Source organism: Streptomyces sp. NPDC005195, from assembly GCF_040608315.1.
Taxonomy (GTDB): Bacteria; Actinomycetota; Actinomycetes; order Streptomycetales; family Streptomycetaceae; genus Streptomyces; species Streptomyces kaempferi.
Genome location: NZ_JBEXHZ010000004.1, coordinates 138,862 through 157,600 on the forward strand (window position 1 = coordinate 138,862; position 18,739 = coordinate 157,600).

The following is an 18,739-nucleotide window of genomic DNA, read 5'->3' on the forward strand; positions in this document are numbered from 1 at the left end:
GGCCGACCGAGGGGCCTTCCCGGGTCGCCGGGGCGGCCGGTCTCAGGGACGGTCGTCCGTCAGCTCGCCGGCGTTCAGCGGCAGACGCAGGCTGACGCGGCGTCGTACCGCGGCCAGTTCACGGTGCAGGGGGGAGCGGGGTACGGCCAGCACCGGACAGGCGGCGTGCGCGAGGCAGTAGCGCGCCACCGAGGGGAACAGCGCACGGTGCACCCTGCCCCGGCGTCCGGCGCCGATCACCAGGAGGTCGCCGGCGCGGTCGGCGGCCCGCACCAGGGCGCGGCCCGGCCGGTCCCACACGGCCACCACCCGCAGGGGGACTCCCGGCCCGTCGGCACCGAAGGCCGAGTCGAGGGCGGTGAGCAGCCGTTCGTCCGCCAGCTGCCGGAACTCGGCCATGGGTGGCGCGAGCATCGAACTCGGGTGGGCGAGCGCACCCCGCGGCGGTTCCCAGGCACCCACGGCCACCAGCCCGCCACCCCGCCGGTGGGCCTCGACGGCGCCCCGGTGCAGGGCCGCGAGGCTGCCCAGCGAGCCGCTGACCCCGACCACGACGCGTCGCCGCTCTCCCTCGCTCATCGCTGGCCCACCCCTCGGCGTACGTCCACTCGGGCATCCGGTCCCCATGGAACGCGCCAGGAGGACGGCGGGCCACGGTGTTGGCCTTCACCTAACGTGGCGACGACAGTTCCTGACACTCGCGACACGGTTCTGAAGTGGGTACGGGTTCGGCGGTCGGGGTGGGAGCGCGCGGCGTGTGAGGCGTGCGCGAGGGGCGCGCATTTATCCGCGCAACCACCCGTATGTCGCGAAACGGCAACAGGGCCTGTCGTGGCCTCGCCGTTGTTGAAGCCTTGGGCGGGTAACGAGGGGGAAGTATGAATATCTTGTTCGCTGTCGTGCTGATCATCGCGGGCGGGTTGGGCCACCGCCGCGCCGCGGGGAAGAAGCGGCATGCCGACTGAGTCATGGCCCGTCCTGCTGGCGGTGTCCGTCCTGCTCGGCACGGCTCTCACCGCCCTCCCGACGGGGAGCAGACACAAGCGCGCCGCGCCGGGACGCGTGGTGGCGATCGTCTCCGTGCGTGTCGGCGAGGACCCGGGCGGAGGCGAGGGCGGCGGCGAGGGCGCGGGGGCCGAAGGGGCGGGGGGCGAAGGCGGCGGCGCCGGGGGTGCCGACGAGCCTCTGTACGCGACCGTCCGCTCGCTGACCGGCCAGTCCCGGCCGGTCGACGCCGTCCATGTCGTCGACGACGGACCGGCCGTCCCCGTCGCTCCTTTCGACCATCCCTCGGTCACCTGGCACCGGCTGCCCGGCGGCGGCAGGCGCGCGGCCCGCGCCGCGGTGATCCGGCAACTGCGCGACCGCGGGGAGCCGTTCGACTACGTCCTCACCGTGGAGGCCGGCTCCGAGGTCCACAGGGACGCGGTGTGGCAGATGCTGCGCGTCCTGAAGGATCCCCGCGTCCAGGCCTGCACCGGAACCGTTCTCACCCGGGACCGCCGGGCGGGGCTCACGGCCCGTCTGGCGGACCTGAGGCTGTTCGTCCTGTGCGTGCTCGGCCGCGGACTGCGCTCCGCCGTGGGAGCGGCACGCCCGGCCCCGGGCGGCCTCTCGCTGTACCGGGCGCCGGTCCTGTCCGACCATCTGGAGCACTACGTGGCCTCGGGCGGCGACGGGGGCGACGACGACCGCCAGCTGTGCGGCTACGCCCGCTCACGTGGGCGGGTGGTCTCCGTGCCACGCGCCTACGTCACCGCCGACGCGCCCGGCACCCTCGGGGACACCTACCGGCAGCAGTTGAGCCGGGCGAGGGCGGTCCGGCGCCTGGTCCCCTGGGAACTCCTCGCCCTGCCGGCGTCCGCCAGGACCGCCCGGCTGGTCGAGCTGGGCGCGGGGGCCCTGCTGCCCCTCCTGTCCCTCGGCCTGGTGGCCGACGCCCTGCGCACCGGCTCCGCAAGCCTCCTCCTCCACGCCCTGGCGGCCGTCGGGGTGTTCACACTGGCCGAGGCGCTGCTGTACGCGGTCCTGCGGCCCGGTCTGAGCCGTACGGAACGGCTGACGGCTCCCCTGCTGGCCCCGCTGCACGCCGCGATGATGTTCTTCGTCGTCCACCCGGCGACGTACCGGTCCCTGATCGGAACCCCTCCCACGGGCGGACGCACCCGCGAAGAGCCCGCCGCCGCCGTGCCGGAACACCCCGCGCCCGGCGTCCCGCACACCCCGCACATTCCGAACCCGCGGGACTCGCCGCGGAGTCCGGGCGCCCCGAGCACCCCCGGCGCCCGGAGCACTCCGCCGGCCCCCAGCGCCTCGCAGACCCGGCGGACCCTGGACGCCCCGCGCACCGCTTCCCCGCCCGGTCCCGCCAAACTCCTCGACCCCCTGACCGAGAAGACCCTCGAAACGCCCCTGAGAATCCGCCCGGCGCACCCCGGCCGGCCTCGGGCGGAGGGAGCCCCGTCCGGTTGTGGTCCCGGGGTCAGCGGGTGAGGGACGTCGCGTCGCCCATGACGACCACGGGATGCCGGGCGGGGTCGAGCGTGAGCAGGAGTTCCTTCATGTGCCCCTGGGCGAGGCTGACGCAGCCGTGCGTCGGGCCGCCGTGGTCCACGTGCAGCCAGATGCCGCCGCCGCGCCCCGCGCCGAGCGGGCGGGTCCAGTCGAGAGGTGAAGTGCCGGGCTCGCGGTTGTAGTTGATCGCGACCACGTAGTCGAAGGAGCCCACGAGCGGTTCGCCCTCGAAGCCGGTGCCGACGGTGGTGAAGCCCCCCGACCGGTCGTACGGCAGCTTGCTGCCGGGGTCGGCCAGCAGCCCTCCGGCGTCCGTGAGGGCGAACACGCCCATGGGGGACCGGAGATCACCGGCGTGGTGGTCGTCCGTCCAGCCCCTGAGCGCGTTGTGGGCGGGCCACTCGGCTCCCGGTGCCCAGCCCGCGTCCGTACGCCGGTACAGCACCACCGTCGAGAGCGGGGAGTTCCTGCCGCGGCCGGTGACCAGGACGACCTGTCGCGCCGTCGCGGGAATGGCGGCCAGGGTACGGGGGCCCAGGCCCGGCAGCCGCGCCGAGTCGGCGCTGCCGGACGCTCCGGTGTCCGCGGACGGCCGCGAGGGCCGGGCCTGCGTCGTGCCGGACGCGACGGCCGGGGTATCCGCGCCGACGGCCGACGACCGTGCTCCGCCCGCGGAACCGGTTCCGCCCCCGCATCCGGTGAGGGCGACGGACAGGACCAGGACCACCGCGGACAGCCCCGGGCGGACACCGGCCGTGCGGTTGAGGGAGAAAGACATGATCATCATGCTGGACGGGACATGTGAGGAAGTGGTCAGCAGGCCGGAGAAGTGCGACCGGGCCCCGGGCCCCGCCCCCGTACACCGCCGTGAGGGTCTTTGACCGCTGCGGCGTCCGCACATGACGCCCTGTCCGTATTCACCACGCGCTTTTCCGGCGAATCCCGCGGCTCATTCGCGGCTCCCGTGCGGCCCATTCGCGGCACCCGCGTGGCTCTTTCGTGGCACTTCCGTGGCTCTTTATTCGAAGCCGAACGCGGCGCGGATTGGTCGGAAACGAAAATTCCTCCGATGTGGTGAGTGACCAATCCGCGGCACTGTCCTGCTTCGGATTCCGGCCGTGAGACAAGAACCGAGTACGTCCAGGCGCGGCATCCGGTGGGTGCGGCGGGCACGGGCCGCGCTGAGCGGGCTGCTGGCCGGTTACGCGGCGCTGGCGTTCGCCGAGCTGGTGTCCGCGTTCGTGCGGCCACAGGCCGGCCCGGTCGTGGCCGTCGGGTCGGCGGCGATCGACCGGACCCCGGCGCCCGTGAAGGACTGGGCGATCCGTCATTTCGGCACGGACGACAAACTCGTTCTGCAACTCGGAATTCTCGCCGTGCTCGCCGTCCTTGCGGTCCTGCTCGGCCTTCTCGCTCTCGCCCACCGCGGGACCGGGTCCGCCGGAGTACTCGTATTCGGCGTCGTCGGCGCGGCGGCCGCGCTCAGCCGTCCGGATTCCACGGGCGCGGCCGACGCCCTGCCGTCCGTGGCGGGCGCGTTGGCGGGCGGGCTGCTGCTGTACGGGCTGACCGGCCGTCCGGCCGTGACCTGGCCCCTCGACGCCGCGCCGGCGGGCCGGCCGGGCGCGGACCGTCCCGTGGCGGCCGACGACACCGTCGGCCCGGCCGCCACGCCGGGGGAACCCGGCTGGGACCGGCGCGGCTTTCTGGTGGCGGCCACCGCGGCCGCGGCGGCGTCGACCGGCGCCGGAGCGCTGGGCCGGTCGCTGAACGGCAGCCGCGGCCGCGACGCGGTGGCCTCCCGCGCCGGCGTGCTGCTGCCCGCGCCGGGCTCCCCGGCCACCCCCGTGCCCGCAGGCGCGCGGCTGCGGGTTCCCGGCATCGGTCCGTTCGTGACGCCGACCAAGGACTTCTACCGGGTCGACACCGCCCTGGTCGTGCCCAAGGTCGACGCCACCACCTGGCGGCTGCGCATCCACGGCAAGGGAGTGACCCGTCCGGTGTCGCTCTCCTTCGACGACCTGCTGCGCCGTGCGGCGATCGAGCGGGACATCACGCTGACCTGCGTGTCCAACGAGGTCGGCGGCCCCTACGTGGGCAACGCGCGCTGGATCGGGGTGCCGCTGGCGGATCTGCTGGCCGAGTGCGGGGTGAGGCCCCCCTCGAAGGGCGGTCCGGCCGATCAGCTGGTCGCCCGCTCGGTCGACGGCATGACGATCGGAAGCCCGGTCGACGACGTGATGGACGGCCGGGACGCCCTGCTCGCCTTCGGCATGAACGGCCGGCCGCTGCCCTTCGAACACGGCTTCCCGGTGCGCATGGTGGTGCCCGGCCTCTACGGCTACGTCTCCGCCTGCAAGTGGATCCAGGACATCGAGCTCACCACCTTCGACGCCTACGACCCGTACTGGGTGAAGCGGAAGTGGGCGCGCCGGGCACCGGTCAAGACCCAGTCCCGCATCGACACGCCCAAGCCGTTCGCCCGTCCCCGGGCGGGCACGGTGATGGTCGCCGGCGTCGCCTGGGCCCAGCGCCGCGGCATCCGCGAGGTGGAGGTGCGGGTCGACGACGGACCCTGGCAGCAGGCCCGTCTCGCCGCCGAGGACACCGTCGACACCTGGCGGCAGTGGTCCTTTCCCTGGCAGGCCACCAAGGGCGGCCACACGCTGACCGTCCGGGCCACCGACGGCACCGGCCAGGTACAGACCGCGCTGCGCGCCCGGACCATCCCGGACGGCGCCAGCGGCCGGCACTCGGTGGTGGTGACCGTCGACTGAGCGACCCCCACCGAGCCGCCGCACCGGCACCCGTACGGAAGCACCGGCGCGCTCCCCCCATCCGGACGCCCCGGCCTCCCTCCGTCCCCATCCCCTCGACCTGCCTCCATCCCTTCGAATTTCCCCCCTTGAACGCAGCTCCCGCTGCGTCGTCCTAGGAGAACTCCATGAACACCCGTTTCCGCCGTACCGCCCTCGCCGTCGCCGCGGCCGCCGTTCTGCCCCTCGCCCTGAGCGCCTGCTCCGACAGCGGCAAGGACAGCGCCTCCTCCGACAACGGGAAGTCCTCGACCGCCGCGAGCGACACCGCGACCGACAGCGCCACCACCGGCTCCGACGGCATGGCCGGCGCCGAGCAGCCCTTCGGGCCGGGCTGCGCCACGGTGCCGAAGAACGGCGCGGGCTCCTTCGACGGCATGTCCAAGGACCCGGTGGCGACCGCCGCGTCCAACAACCCGGCCCTGTCCACGCTGGTCGCCGCGGTGAAGAAGGCCGGTCTGGTCGACACGCTCAACAGCGCCCAGAACATCACGGTGTTCGCGCCGACCAACGACGCCTTCGCGAAGATCCCGAAGGCGACCCTGGACAAGGTCCTGGCCGACAAGGCGCAGCTGACGAAGATCCTCACGTACCACGTCGTGGGCCAGAAGCTCGCCCCCAAGGACCTGGAGAGCGGCTCCTACGCCACGCTGGAGAAGTCCAAGCTGGCCACCGCGGGCTCCGGCGAGTCCTACACGGTCAACGACGCCTCCAAGGTCGTCTGCGGCAACGTCAAGACCGCTAACGCCAACGTGTACATCGTCGACACCGTGCTGATGCCCAAGAGCTGACGCCGGGGAAGCGATGCCGAAGAGCCGACGTCGGCGCACGTATGCCGAGGAGCCGACGTCGGCCGGCCGGCACCGCACCACGACTCCCGTGACGGGGAGGAGCGGATGGGTGGCCGGGCCGGACGACCGTCCCGGCCACCCGGACTCCCGTCCGCGTGTCCACCCGTCCGCGTGTCCGCGTGTCCGCGTGCTCCGAAGGATGGCCAAGTGAAAGAAGCCGTGTACATCGGGAGCGACCCGTCCCGGCGTCCCGACCTGGAAGCGTTGATGCGGTCCGTGGCCTGCGGCGACGAGCAGGCCTTCGCCGGCCTCTACGACGCCGTCGCCGGCCCGGTGCTCGGCGTGGTGCGCGCGGTGCTGCGCGACCGGGCCCAGTCCGAGGAGGTCACCCAGGACGTCCTGGTCGAGGTGTGGCGCACCGCGCCCCGCTTCGAGGCGGCGCGCGGCACCGCCGTCAACTGGGTGCTCACCCTGGCCCATCGCCGTGCCGTGGACCGGGTCCGCTTCGCCGAGGCCACGGCCGCCCGGGACCACCGGGCGGCGCTGCTCGACCGGCTGCCCGAGTACGACGAGGTGGCCGAGCAGGTCGAGATCCGGCTCGAACGCGAGCGGGTACGCCGCTGCCTGCGCACCCTCACGGAACTGCAGCGCCAGTCCGTGACGCTCGCCTACTACCGGGGACTGACCTACCGCGAGGTGGCCGCCCAACTGTCCGTGCCGCTGGGGACGGTCAAGACCCGTCTGCGCGACGGTCTCATCCGACTGCGTGACTGCCTGGGAGTGAGCGCATGACGACCACCGCCGACCTGCACACCCTGACGGGTGCGTACGCCCTGCACGCCCTCCCGGACCAGGAGCGCGCCGAGTTCGAGGAACACCTCGCCGCATGCGCGGCCTGCGCCGCCGAGGTGGCCGAACTGACCGCCGCCGCGGCGCGGTTGGGGCTCGCCGCCGCCGCTCCGCCGCACCCCGCGATGAAGGCACGGGTCATGGCCCGGGTCCTCGCCGTCCGCCAGGACGTTCCGCGGGTACGCCTGCCCGCTCCGTCCCGCGCGCTCACCCGGCGGCTCGGACGCTGGGCACTGGCCGCCTGCGTCGCGGCCGCCGCGGGGCTCGCCGGGACCACGGTCTGGCAGCACACCAGGGCCGACGACGCGGGTCGGCGGGCGAGCGCGGCCCGGCAGCGGGCGGACGACCTCGCGGCGGTCCTCTCGGCGCCCGACGTCGCATCCCGCCACGTACGCCTGTCGGACGGGGCGGCGGGCACGCTCCTCGTCTCCAGGAGCCGCGACCAGGCGGCCTTCGTGGCCTCCGGGATGGCTGTGCCGCCCCGCGGCAAGGTCTACCAGCTCTGGTTCGACGACTCGGGAACCATGCGGCCGGCCGGGCTGATGGACTCCCACCGGGCCACGCAGGCCGTGCTGTTGGACGGTTCGCCCGGCGGGGCCTCGGCGGTGGGCATCACGGTGGAACCGGCCGGTGGTTCGGCCCGCCCGACCTCGGCGCCGGTCGCCCTCATGGAGCTGCCCGTCTGAGCGCGGAGTCGACCGTCCAGGTGCGGAGCCGAGTCGTCCGCGTGCGGGCGAGGGGGCGCCGTGACGTCCGCGGTCCGGGGGTGTCACCCCCGCGGGTCGGGAGCATCGCCCCCGCGGTTCGGGTCAGTTCACCGTAAAGAACCTTGACAGTTGATTGGTCTAGTCCAACGATGGTCGCTGTTCGTTGTTCGTTCCTGGTCCAGCGGGAGCCCTCCGGCGCGCACCGTCCCGGCAGGCTCCCGCGGTGATGCCCTTCCGCTCATCCCGCCTGCTTTTTCCACCATGGGAGCGTCAATGAGACGACCTGGTCCGCTTCGCGCCTTGCTGTCCTGCATGACCGTGACCGCCCTGTCCGCCGGGCTGGTCGCCCTCGGCGGAGGCGGCGCGCTGGCCGCGGCGCCGGCCCGCTCGCACGTCCCGAAGCCGCTCCCCGCGCACGTGGCGGCGCCTTACTTCGAGGCGTGGACCGGCGAGAGTCCCGCTGCGCTCGCCGCCGCGTCGGGCAACAAGTACCTCACGATGGCCTTCCTCCAGACGGACGCGCCGGGCTCGTGCACCGCGTACTGGAACGGCGCCACCGCCCAGCCGATCGACAAGGCGTCCTTCGGCGCGGACATCGCCCGGATCCAGGCCCGCGGCGGCAACGTCATCCCGTCCTTCGGCGGCTACAGCGCCGACACCACCGGCACCGAACTCGCCGACAGCTGCACCAGCGTGGACGCCATCGCCAAGGTGTACGAGAGCCTCGTCACGACGTACGGCGTCACCCGTATCGACCTCGACATCGAGGCCGACTCGATCAACAACACCGCCGGGATCGACCGCCGCAACAAGGCCATCGCCAAGGTCCAGCGCTGGGCCGAACGCACCCGCCACCACGTGCAGTTCTCCTACACGCTGCCCACCTTCGCGAACGGTCTCGCGCCCAGCGGGGTGGCCCTGTTGCGCAACGCGGTCGACAACGGCGCCCGCGTGGACGTCGTCAACATCATGACCTTCGACTACTGGGACGGCGCCACCCACGACATGGCGGCCGACACCAGGACGGCCGCGACCGGACTGCACGACCAACTGGCCGCGCTGCACCCGGAGAAGTCCCCGGCGAAGCTGTGGCACACGATCGGCGTCACCGAGATGCCCGGCATCGACGACTACGGACCCGAGGAGACCTTCACGGCCCAGGACGCCGTCGCGGTCGAGAAGTGGGCCGCCGCCAGGGGCATCAACACACTCTCCTTCTGGGCCCTCCAGCGTGACAACGGCGGCTGCGTGGGCACCGCGGGCGCCAACGCCTGCTCCGGAATCGCCCAGGACACCTGGTACTTCAGCCACGTCTTCGAACGGTTCACGCGCGGCGTCCACTGACCGTCCGGGGCGTGCCGGGGGTGTCGGGGATGCCGGGGCGTGCCGTCGGACGCCGGACGGCCACCGGGGTCCGCACGGCGAGGCCGAGGGGTGTCACTCCCCTCGGAGCTTCGCCGTGGCGAACTCCCGCATCCCCTCCTCGAATCCGACCTCGGCCTTCCAGCCGAGTTCGGCGCGGAGACGGGAGGAGTCCGCCGTGATGTGGCGCACGTCCCCGAGGCGGTACTCGCCGGTCACCACGGGTTCGGGCCCGCCGTACGCAAAGGCCAGCGCGCGTGCCATCGCCCCGACCGTGTGAGGCTCCCCGCTGCCGGTGTTGTACGTGGTCAGCGCGCCGTCCCGGGATCCGGACGTGAGCGCGGCCACGTTGGCCGCGGCCACGTCCCGTACGTGCACGAAGTCCCGCCGCTGTCCCCCGTCCTCGAAGACGCGCGGGGCCCGGCCGTGGGCGAGGGCGGACCGGAAGAAGGAGGCGACGCCCGCGTACGGGGTGTCGCGCGGCATCCCGGGGCCGTAGACGTTGTGATAGCGCAGCGACACCGCCGAGCCGCCCGTGGCCCGGGCCCAGGCCGCCGCCAGATGCTCCTGGGCCAGCTTGGTCGTCGCGTACACGTTGCGGGGGTCGGCCGGCGCGTCCTCGCCGACGAGCCCCGGGGTCAGTTCCTCTCCGCACCGCGGGCACCGGGGTTCGAACCGTCCCGCGTCCAGGTCGGCCACGGTCCGGGGTCCCGGCCGCACCACCCCGTGCCACTCGCACGCGTACCGCCCCTCCCCGTACACCACCATCGAACCGGCGAGCACGAGCCGCCGTACTCCCGCCTCCGCCATGGCGGTCAGCAGTACCGCCGTACCGAGGTCGTTGCGCGACACGTACTCCACCGCGTCGCCGAACCCCGTTCCCAGCCCGACCATCGCCGCCTGATGGCACACGGCGTCCACGCCCGGCAGCGCGGACTCCACCGCCCCGGCGTCGCGTACGTCCAGACCGTCGCGCAGGTCGAACACGACGGGTTCGTGGCCGTCTCGCGCCAGCGCCTCGACGACATGGGACCCGATGAACCCGGCACCGCCGGTGACCAGTACACGCATGCTGCGCACGCTAGGCCCCGGACCTGCGTCGTCACGGCGCCGCGCCGGGCATGTCACCGCTCCGTAAGACCTCGTCCGACCGTCGGACCGTGCTCTGGCCGCCGCTCGGGCTCATCACGATCGGCCGGGACGGCTCCGTGGCGGACGGCTCGTTCGTCCGGATCGGGAGACGCCTCCGCGCTCAGTGGTCGTCGCGGATGCTGGTCGCGATGCCGTTGCTGACCACGACCTCGGCGCCGAAGCCCTTCTTGGCGGCCGTCTCCAGCTCGTCCTCGGTGCACTGGGTGCCGTCCTGGCCGGCTCCGCCCGCGGCACCGCAGATGTCGTCGTACCCCACGATCTCGGTGTCCTCGGCGACGAGGAACTGCTGCTCGACGCCCTTCATGTCGGAGACCGTGTACTTGCCCGGAGCCAGGAAGGAGACGTTGCCGAACCAGGTGCCGTTGACGCCCTTGCCCTGGTTGATGCCCTCGACGGCGGTGTCGCGAGAGTCGGAGCCGGAGCCGGAGTCGGAGCCGGATCCCGAGCCCTGCTGGGCGGCGCGCCGCTCGGTCACCAGGGTCGCGACACCGTTCTTCATCTGCACGTCCGCGCCCACCGCGGCCTTCTTGGTCGCCGCCTCCAACTGGTCCAGCGTGCACGGCGCGTCCACCTTGGCCCCCGCCTCGCCGCAGATCGTGCCGGTGCCGTAGACCTCGGTGTCGTCGGCCACCCAGAACTCCTGGTCCTGCCTGCCCGGCGCGGACACTATGTACTTGCCGGGGGCGAGGTAGCTGACCTTGCCGTTCTTGAACGAGCCGCTGACGCCCTTGGAGCTGGTCGAGTTCTTGGCGTTCTTGGCGTTCGAGACCTTCTCCGCGACGGCCGTCGCGCCCGTTCCGTTCTTGCCGGAGGAGTGGGCGTCGGTGCCGCTCTGGCACGCCGTCATCAGCAGCCCGGCGGTGATCGCGACGGAGGCGAAGACGGCCTTGCGCAGGTGGCGGTTCATCACGGGAGGTTCCTTCCGGCGGGACGGTGGGGAGCCGACGGCGTTGCCGGTCTCCCGCTCTGTGCCGACTATGAGGGCTGCCCAGGTCCGCAGGTCACGCCCGTCGTTCCTTCCGGACACCGCCGTGGCAGCGTCGTGACACAGCAACACTTCGGCTGCGGAGGGCGGTTGGACGACGGGCCGCCTTGCGGGGGTACGCGAGGGAGCACGAGCCAGGGGTGTACCCGGCGCCTGGGCCGGAGGTTTTGGTGATTCCGAGGGCTCCGGTGGGTCAGCGCACGGGGAAGCCGAAGGAGTAGCCCTGCTGCTTGAGCCAGGGCAGGACCCGGCGCAGCGCTTCGACGGTCTGGGAGCGGTCGCCTCCCGCATCGTGGAAGAGAAGCGTCGGCCCGTTGGGGAGCTCGTGCTGGACGGTGGCGACGATGGCGTCCACGCCCGGCCGCTCGAAGTCCTTGGTGTCCACGTTCCAGCCCAGCGGGCGCATGCCCCGGGAAGCGGCAAGCTTGCGGCTGTCGGGAGTGAAGGCGCCGCCGGGGGCCCGGTAGTACATCGGCCGGACGCCCCCGGACGCCTTGGTGATCATGCTTTCGGCGCCGAGTATCTGCTGTGACCGGTAGGCCGGGGACTTCTTGTCCATCGCGGTGTCGTGCGACACCGTGTGGTCGCAGAGCCGGTGCCCGGCCGCGACCACCTTCTTCACGAGGTCCGGGTGGGCCTGCGCCTGCGTCCCCACCATGCAGAACGTGGCCTTCACCCCGTACTCCCGCAGCACATCGAGCACTTGGGGCGTCCAGACGGGGTCGGGACCGTCGTCGATGGTGATGTTGACGCCGTGCGCCCCCTTGTCCGAGGCGTGCGCGATGGTCATCGCCACCGTCCTGACGTCACTGCGCGGCGCGGCCGGCGCGGTCGCCTTCGACGAGGGGCTGCCCACGGCGCCGGCCTGCGCGGTCCACATCGAGGCACCTACGGCGAACACCGTCACCCCGAGTGCCGCCCCGACCACCTTGCCGTACCAGCCCCGCGTTCCGCCGTGCCGCGCCATGTCCGCCCCGCTCTCGCCCAGTGCCCCGTCGATCCCCGGTCGCGTCGCGACCACTTGGCAGGACGACGGATTCCGGTCACGGGATGCGTCCGTTACCGATCACGGACAATCCCGGGGGAATTCACGGACAACCGGGCCGGACCAGGACGGCGGAAGTCCCCCAGGGCGCGGACCTGGGGGACTCATCGGTGCGGGGGACGGCGCGTGCGTGACGCCGTGATGCCGGGGCGCCGTGATGCCGTGACGGCTACCAGGCGAGCGCGTCCGCCGGGTTGTCCTGCCAGTAGGTGACGACGGCGGCGCTGTTGAAGAAGACACCGCCGTGCGGCAGCTTCAGGGTCTTCTCCTTGTTGATCGCTCCGCCCTTCTTGTCGCTGAAGAACACGCCCAGGGTCTTCGTGGCACTGCCCCCTTCGCCGTCGGGGGAGTACGTCGTGATGCCCGCGTACGCGGACTGGCCGGGCTTGAGCGTCACCACGGCCTGCGGCGTGGTCTCCTCGGCCCACGCCAGCGGTGCCTGGGCGTCGGCGCCGGCCCTCAGGAAGGGGGCGCTGTAGGCGTAGCAGGGCTTGGTGCCGGTGTTGGTCGCCTTGAGCAGCAGGTGGTTGATCGGGCGGGACACCTCGGTGACGGTCAGGGCGGTGTTCGCGGTGGTGCAGGTCACCACCGGGGACGCCTTGGCGGTGGCGGCCGAGGCGGTCTGCCCGGCGGCCTGGAGGCCGACGAGCGCGAGGGAGGCGACGACCATCGACGAGGCGGCGGCTCGGGAGACGGAACGAGTGGTGACACGCATGAAGGGACTGCTTTCTCTGAACACCAGGAAGATGATCTTCCGGTTGTGGGCGGTGGAGGCCGGTCCTGCCCTGGTCGTACCGCGTGAGGTGTGGGGCGCGCTGGAAGTGCGGGCCACGCAAGTGGAGTTGAGCGGGACCGATCGCCGAGTCCGGCGAGGTGCCGTGCTTGGATGGCCCAAGCCTGTGCCATGCAGCGTTCCATCCGCCGTTCCGTCGGGGTTTTTGGGACGCTGGGATGCGCGAACTGCTGTGACCTGGGAAGACATGACCTTCCTGGGAGGCCTGACGGGATGGGGGACGGGTGGGGGCGGCTGAGGAGATCGCTGATTTCGCGGCGCTGCTGCGCGAGTTGAAGCAGCGGTCCGGGCTGAGTTACGAGGCTCTGGCGAAGCGGGCGCACATGAGCACCTCGACGCTGCACCGGTACTGCAAGGGGGAGGGGGTGCCGGTCGACAACGCGGCCCTCGCCCGCTTCGGCCGGGTGTGCAGGGCGACTCCGGAAGAACTGATCGAGCTGCACCGGCGCTGGGCCCTGGCCGACGCGGCACGAGAACGGACCCGGCAGGGCAGCCGACCCGGGACCGGACCCCGCGGACCGGGCCGGAGCGTCTGCGCCGGAGTCGGCGCCGCGGCAACGCCCCACGCGGGAACGCACCGAGCGACCCCGGCCGGATGCCACGTCGGACACCCCACCCGCACCGGCCCTCACATCGCCGCCCGCATCCGTACTCGGACCGCCGGCCGCATCCGTAGAGGGACCGCCGGCCGCACCCGCCCCCGTACCGCCCACCGCGTCCGCCGGCTCGCCCGCATCCATGAGCGAGCCCGGGGACGGGTGGACGTCCGGCGTCGAACCGTCGCCGGAGACGGCCGTCCTGGTCCGGCGCACGCCGACCCTCGTCCGGACCGCGCGCGGACGGTGGCCCCTTGTCGCGGCGAGCACCGCGGTCGTCGTCGCGGCGTCCGTCGCGCTCACTTTCGGCCCGTGGGGCCTGGGGACGGACCCGCGGGACAAGGGCGGGCCGGCCGGCACCGTGACCTCCGCCGGACGACTGCCCTCCGCGTCCGCGACGACGCACGCCTCGCCGCCCGCCTCCCCTGCCGCGCGTGCGAGCCGCCCTCCGGCCCCTGCCACGGCCCCGGCCTCCGGGGCGTCCGACGCCCGGCCGTCGGCACGTGGCACGGACCCGGGCCGCGCCCACGACAGCGTCCGGGTCCCGCTCACGGTGGCCACCCGCACCTATGCCTGGGACGACCCGCAGTGCGAGGGTAAGTACCTGATCGACCGGCCTCCCGGCGAAGTCTCGCCGCCGGTGATGGGGCAGGACGTGCCGGGCTGGGTGAAGGCGCACGGCGCCATCGCCGCCGACGGGCAGCGGGTGGCGCTGACCGTTCAGGGCACCGGGGACGAAACCGTCGTCATCGAGTCCCTGCACGTCCGGGTGGCCGACTCCGGCCCGCCCCCGGCCTGGAACGCGTACCTGGGGTCGTCGGGTTGCGGCGGAGGCGTGGAGACGAGGTCGTTCGACACGGACCTCGACGCCGGTCACCCCGCCCTCGTGCCGAAGGCCGGCCAGCGCGGTGTCCCCTACAAGGTCAGCCGGTCCGACCCCGAGGTGCTGTACATCACCGCCCACGCCCGTACCCACGACGTGCACTGGTACGTGGAGCTGCAGTGGTCCAGCGGCGGCCGGCAGGGGACGGTACGCGTCGACGACCACGGCAGACCGTTCCGTACCAGTGGCAGTCAGGGCCGTCCCGTCTACGAGTACCCGGTCGGCGGCAGCGAATGGTTCGGCGTGGAGGGGAACTGACCGAGCCACGGCACCCGCACCCGGGTGTCACCCGCGCGGCGGCCGGGTCCGGAAGGACGCACGCCGGCAGCAGGTGGCGAACTCACGCCCCGGCCTCGGCGAACTCGCGGACGCCGTGGTCAGGGCGGGACACTCCCGTCAGGTGGACTCGTCAGGTGGACCCGTCAGGGCTCCGGGAGAAGGCCGTGTCGCCGGCCGTCGCCACGATCGCGTCCTTGACGAGCAGCACTCGCGGCGGGTAGCTCTGCACCTTGTCCCCGGGGTCGTCCAGTGCGGAGGTGCGCCAGACCTCCGCTCCGGTGCGGCTGTCCAGTGCCAGCAGACGGCCGAAGCGGTTGGAGAAATAGACCCGCTTGTACGTCGCCGACACCGCGGGCGCGGACAGACTCTCCATGTCCGTCTTCTTCTGCCAGAGCTGTTCGCCGCTGTCCGCCGACACCGCGGTGACCGAACCGTCGGACCGGACGAAGTAGACGACGCCGTCCACAAGGGTGGCCGCGCCGGTCAGCGGACGGTCCAGCGGTATCCGTCTGACCCGCCCGGTTTCCGGGGCCACCCGCAGCAGCGCGTTGTACGGACGTTCGTACCCGGCTTCGTACACGTCCTTCGCGGTCTGGGGGGCGAGGAACAGGGGCTGCCCGCCGACAGCGCCGAGCGCTTGCGCCTTCCTGGGCAGGGTGGCCGTCTCGGTCAGGCTGCCGGGTCCGAGCTTCATCAGCTCGACCGGGGTCCGGCCGGGCTCGGTGCCCGCCGAGCACAGGGCGTAGGGGACGCCTCCCAGCGCCGACGGGGTGCAGTACTCGTCCAGCGAGGGCGCCTGCCACAGTTCCTTGCCGGAAGCCCCGTACGCCACGAAGGACGAGGAGTCGGGGGACAGGGTCAGCAGTCCGCCGTCGTACAGGACCGCATCCTCGGACGGACTGATGCCGCGTTGCCACCGCCGGTGCCCGGTACCGGCGTCGAGGGCCACCACGCGCCTGGTCTCGTCGTCCGGTTCCTCGTACATGTAGACCAGCCCGTCGCGAACGCCGGCCGGCCGCGCCCCCTGAGGGCGGGTGCCGGTCCGCCACAGGGTGCGGCCGGAGGCCGCGTCGATCCTGGCGGCCGTGAAACCCGTACCGCCGCAGAACAGGGCGCTTCCCTCCGCCACGCATCCAGGACTGTCGTAGTCGAGAGGGACGCCCTTCACGTCGTACCGCAGCTTCGTCCGCCACGGCCGCCAGCCGCCGGGCAGTGACGCGGCCCGGGCGGTGGCCGAGGCGGTGGCCGAGGTGGTGGCGGTGGCGGTGTCCGCATCGGATACGAAGGCACCCACCCCGATACCCAGCCCCGTGACGGCCAGCACCGCACCGAGGGCGGTGAGCAGCGTCCGGGCTCGGCGTTTCCTGCCGGTGCCGGTGCCGGTGCCGGTGCCGGTGCCGGTCGCGGCGCCCGTGGAGGTGGTGGCCGCGCTCCGGGAAACGGGGCGGCGCCGGGGTCTCGCGGACTGCCCGGTCTTCGGGGACCCGGTGGCGTCGGATTCCGGCAGCGCCTGGAGCATGCGGTGGATGTCCGTCAGTTCCGGCCGTGCGGCCGGGTCCTTGTCCAGGCAACGCTCGACAATGCCCAGAAGCGCTTCCGGCACGCCGCCGAGGTCCGGGGTCCCGAACACCACCTGATAGCCCGTTATGTAAGGGCTGTCGGCGTCGAACGGTCCCGTGCCGACGGCCGCGAACACCAGCAGCGACCCCAGTGAGAACACGTCCGAGGCCGGGGTGACGTCCCGCGGAGCGGCCAGTTGTTCCGGTGACATGAAGGGCGGAGTGCCGATCATCCGCCCGGTCGTGGTGAGGCTCTGGTGGTCGGAGGCCCGCGATATGCCGAAGTCGATGACGCGCGGCCCGTCCTCCGTCATCAGGACGTTGCCCGGTTTGAGGTCCCGGTGCACCAGGCCCGCCCGCTGGATGTCGCGCAGCGCCTCGGTGAGCCCCAGCCCCAGCGCGCGCAGTTCCCGTTGGCTCAGCGGGCCGTCCCTCTGCACGACTTCGGCAAGGCTGATCCCCGGCACGTAGAGCGTCGCCATCCACGGCTGGTCGGCGTCCGGGTCGGCGTCCACGACAGGAGCGGTGAAGGCGCCGCTCACTCTGCGCGCCGCCTCGATCTCCTGCCGGAAGCGCGTCCGGAACTCCTCCTCCTGGGCGTACGGCCCGCGCACGACCTTGACCGCGACCTGCCGTCCCGAGGCGGAGACTCCCAGATAGACGACTCCCATGCCGCCCGCCCCGAGCCGACCGAGAAGGGTGTACCCGCCTATGGACTCCGGGTCCCCGGTGCTCAGGGGCGTCATCGCCGATCACCCTTTCCAGCGCCTGCCTGCCTCACGGGGATCAGAGTAGGGCTTGCCGCCCCGGAAACGGAGCCGCGCCTGTCACGCACCGGCGTCCCTGAGCCCCTGAGCACGAGCCGTGCGAGGGCTCATCCGTGGAATGGAGGACCGCGGGGGCGGCTGACGGGACCGCCGGCCCTCTTGCGATGTTCGAACCGTCCACGGCCGATGTACTCGGGCGGAGCTGAGTACGTGCGCTCTGGCCGGCGATGGAGTGAGCGGGAACGCTTGGGCCATGTCTCAACGACCACGGAAAACTGTTCCCCAACTGGTGTCGATCCTCCTGCTGGCCGGAGTGTCGCTGGCGGCGTGGGCTGCCTGGCTGGGCTGGGACCAGCATCGTGACGTCCAACCTGACGGCACGACGACCGGTCCGTACGCGGCGTGGCAGGTGATCGGACTGGTGCTGACTCTGCCGGCACCGGTGTACTGGGCGGCATCCCGGCGCTACGTCGCGGGCGCTGTGCTCGGCACCACGGCCGGCCTCACCGTCGCCGCCTATGAGGACTGGTCGGACGACTCCAGCGGCCTCTTCATGGTCGGCGTGGGGTTGGTGATGACGGGAAGTCTCGTCGCGACCGCCGTCGTCTCCGTGATCGCCTCCGCGAAACGACGGGGCGGGCGGCCCTCGGGCCACTGACGTCCGGGCACGGTCTGCCGTACTTCGCCGCGGCATCTCGTGGACCGGCCTCCGGCATGGATCCGACGAGGTCCGACCCGCTCGTACCGGCCCGCAATCCGTCCCGCCAGGCCCTCGAACGCCTCTTGTCAGCGAGCAGGATCTACGCTGTGACCTGCGGCCACCCCATGATCTTCAATCCTCACACGCCCATGACCCACGGTGGCCGCAGTCGTCCCGCGGCCGGTCCACCGGCAGAATCTCGATCTACGGCTGGAGTGCCAGGTCGCACTGATACCAGGTGCCCGACTCACCGCCGAGGGCAGCCGGGTCGGCCGGTCCGACCGGGACGAACCCAGCCTTGGCCAGCACCTTCTGGGACGCGGCATTGGCGTGGGCGGCGGCCGCCCGCAGTGTGCGCAGCCCGTGCCGCGCCGCCGCCAGCCGGCACAACTCCCGGACGGTCGCGGTCGCCACGCCGTGGCCGGCGACGTGCTGCGCGACCCGGTAGCCAAGACGGGCAGCGCCGTCCTCGAAGTCGTACAGGTTGAACCGGCCCAGAACCGAGCCGTCCTCGGCGACCAGCACGTAGAAGGCGCAGACGCCGGCCTCCTGCTCAGCCAGCAAGGCGCTGTGCCGGTCGGCGAACCGGTCGTAGAACTCGTCGCCCCGGTCGGATACCGAGGCAGCGAAGTAGGCACGGTTCGCCACCTCGAAGGCCAGGACCGCCGGGGCATGTCCGGCATCCAGCAGCTTCAGCTCGCTCACGGCGCAACTCTATCCAGACGGCGTACCGAAGCCACCTGAGTTTCCATCAGCGGCGGGCAGCCCCAGGAGTGACGGCGCCCGCGCGGGCTCCATGGCTCCGACCTGTGCGGACACCCGGACCCTGAGGTGGTTCCCCGTGAGCCACTGCCATTCCCCGCTCGAACTGGTGCGGTTGTGGTGCGGGCCGACCGGCCACGGCCAACGGTCGATCGCCGGCCGGTCCGTTGTCAGTGGCC

The 18,739-nt window shown here is 72.6% G+C and carries 16 protein-coding genes and 1 pseudogene; 9 read left to right on the forward strand and 8 right to left on the reverse strand.

All coding sequences use genetic code 11. The features are described 5' to 3' along the window. Positions 1–42 precede the first annotated feature (42 nt). A complete protein-coding gene (locus ABZV34_RS06905) occupies positions 43–579 on the reverse strand; it encodes a universal stress protein (RefSeq protein WP_356272029.1) in 537 nt (178 codons plus the stop codon). Positions 580–954: 375 nt separating this feature from the next. Between ABZV34_RS06905 and ABZV34_RS06910 the strand changes: the two genes are divergently transcribed. Continuing rightward, positions 955–2,493: a hypothetical protein gene (locus ABZV34_RS06910; protein WP_356272031.1), complete on the forward strand. Its 1,539-nt coding sequence runs from the start codon at positions 955–957 to the stop codon at positions 2,491–2,493. On the opposite strand, the gene ABZV34_RS06915 is transcribed toward ABZV34_RS06910, so the two are convergent. Next, positions 2,483–3,292: a L,D-transpeptidase family protein gene (locus ABZV34_RS06915; RefSeq protein ID WP_356272033.1), complete on the reverse strand. Its 810-nt coding sequence runs from the start codon at positions 3,290–3,292 to the stop codon at positions 2,483–2,485. The two genes, ABZV34_RS06910 and ABZV34_RS06915, sit on opposite strands and share 11 nt — an antisense overlap. 340 nt (positions 3,293–3,632) lie before the next feature. Here ABZV34_RS06915 and ABZV34_RS06920 point away from each other — a divergent pair, with 340 nt between their 5' ends. From ABZV34_RS06920 to ABZV34_RS06940, 5 genes are all read left to right on the forward strand, one after another. Beyond that, positions 3,633–5,291, forward strand: coding sequence for a molybdopterin-dependent oxidoreductase (locus ABZV34_RS06920; protein WP_356272035.1), 1,659 nt, complete (start codon positions 3,633–3,635; stop codon positions 5,289–5,291). A 167-nt stretch (positions 5,292–5,458) separates the two neighbouring features. Further along, positions 5,459–6,121 (forward strand): fasciclin domain-containing protein, encoded by a 663-nt coding sequence (locus ABZV34_RS06925; RefSeq protein ID WP_356272037.1) that lies wholly within the window; start codon positions 5,459–5,461, stop codon positions 6,119–6,121. Positions 6,122–6,328: 207 nt separating this feature from the next. After that, positions 6,329–6,913 carry a sigma-70 family RNA polymerase sigma factor gene (locus tag ABZV34_RS06930; RefSeq protein WP_356272039.1) on the forward strand — a complete coding sequence of 195 codons (585 nt, stop codon included), beginning with the start codon at positions 6,329–6,331 and terminating at the stop codon, positions 6,911–6,913. Beyond that, on the forward strand, positions 6,910–7,656 hold the full coding sequence (locus tag ABZV34_RS06935) for an anti-sigma factor (protein ID WP_356272041.1): 747 nt from the start codon (positions 6,910–6,912) through the stop codon (positions 7,654–7,656). The genes ABZV34_RS06930 and ABZV34_RS06935 overlap by 4 nt, the downstream gene beginning before the upstream one ends. Positions 7,657–7,989: 333 nt before the next feature. Then, entirely contained in the window at positions 7,990–9,021 is a 1,032-nt protein-coding gene (locus ABZV34_RS06940; RefSeq protein ID WP_356272043.1) for a chitinase, read from the forward strand. 93 nt (positions 9,022–9,114) lie between these two features. Here ABZV34_RS06940 and ABZV34_RS06945 read toward each other — a convergent pair whose 3' ends face one another. From ABZV34_RS06945 to ABZV34_RS06960, 4 genes are all read right to left on the reverse strand, one after another. Next, entirely contained in the window at positions 9,115–10,110 is a 996-nt protein-coding gene (locus ABZV34_RS06945; RefSeq protein ID WP_356272045.1) for an NAD-dependent epimerase/dehydratase family protein, read from the reverse strand. Between the two features lie 181 nt (positions 10,111–10,291). Continuing rightward, positions 10,292–11,098: a hypothetical protein gene (locus ABZV34_RS06950; RefSeq protein ID WP_356272337.1), complete on the reverse strand. Its 807-nt coding sequence runs from the start codon at positions 11,096–11,098 to the stop codon at positions 10,292–10,294. Between the two features lie 271 nt (positions 11,099–11,369). Beyond that, positions 11,370–12,143 carry a polysaccharide deacetylase family protein gene (locus ABZV34_RS06955; protein ID WP_356272338.1) on the reverse strand — a complete coding sequence of 258 codons (774 nt, stop codon included), beginning with the start codon at positions 12,141–12,143 and terminating at the stop codon, positions 11,370–11,372. A 247-nt stretch (positions 12,144–12,390) separates the two neighbouring features. After that, a complete protein-coding gene (locus ABZV34_RS06960; protein WP_356272047.1) occupies positions 12,391–12,936 on the reverse strand; it encodes a DUF4232 domain-containing protein in 546 nt (181 codons plus the stop codon). 320 nt (positions 12,937–13,256) lie between these two features. On the opposite strand from ABZV34_RS06960, the pseudogene ABZV34_RS06965 reads away from it, so the two are divergent. Both ABZV34_RS06965 and ABZV34_RS06970 read left to right on the forward strand, forming a co-directional pair. After that, positions 13,257–13,487: pseudogene (locus ABZV34_RS06965) on the forward strand (helix-turn-helix transcriptional regulator); the annotation flags it as partial. Positions 13,488–13,752: 265 nt separating this feature from the next. Continuing rightward, positions 13,753–14,751 (forward strand): hypothetical protein, encoded by a 999-nt coding sequence (locus ABZV34_RS06970; RefSeq protein ID WP_356272359.1) that lies wholly within the window; start codon positions 13,753–13,755, stop codon positions 14,749–14,751. Between the two features lie 151 nt (positions 14,752–14,902). Here ABZV34_RS06970 and ABZV34_RS06975 read toward each other — a convergent pair whose 3' ends face one another. Further along, a complete protein-coding gene (locus ABZV34_RS06975; RefSeq protein ID WP_356272049.1) occupies positions 14,903–17,077 on the reverse strand; it encodes a serine/threonine-protein kinase in 2,175 nt (724 codons plus the stop codon). Positions 17,078–17,351: 274 nt separating this feature from the next. On the opposite strand from ABZV34_RS06975, the gene ABZV34_RS06980 reads away from it, so the two are divergent. Continuing rightward, positions 17,352–17,756 (forward strand): hypothetical protein, encoded by a 405-nt coding sequence (locus ABZV34_RS06980; protein WP_356272051.1) that lies wholly within the window; start codon positions 17,352–17,354, stop codon positions 17,754–17,756. 246 nt (positions 17,757–18,002) lie between these two features. Here ABZV34_RS06980 and ABZV34_RS06985 read toward each other — a convergent pair whose 3' ends face one another. Further along, entirely contained in the window at positions 18,003–18,503 is a 501-nt protein-coding gene (locus ABZV34_RS06985) for a GNAT family N-acetyltransferase (protein ID WP_356272053.1), read from the reverse strand. Between the last annotated feature and the right edge of the window lie 236 nt (positions 18,504–18,739).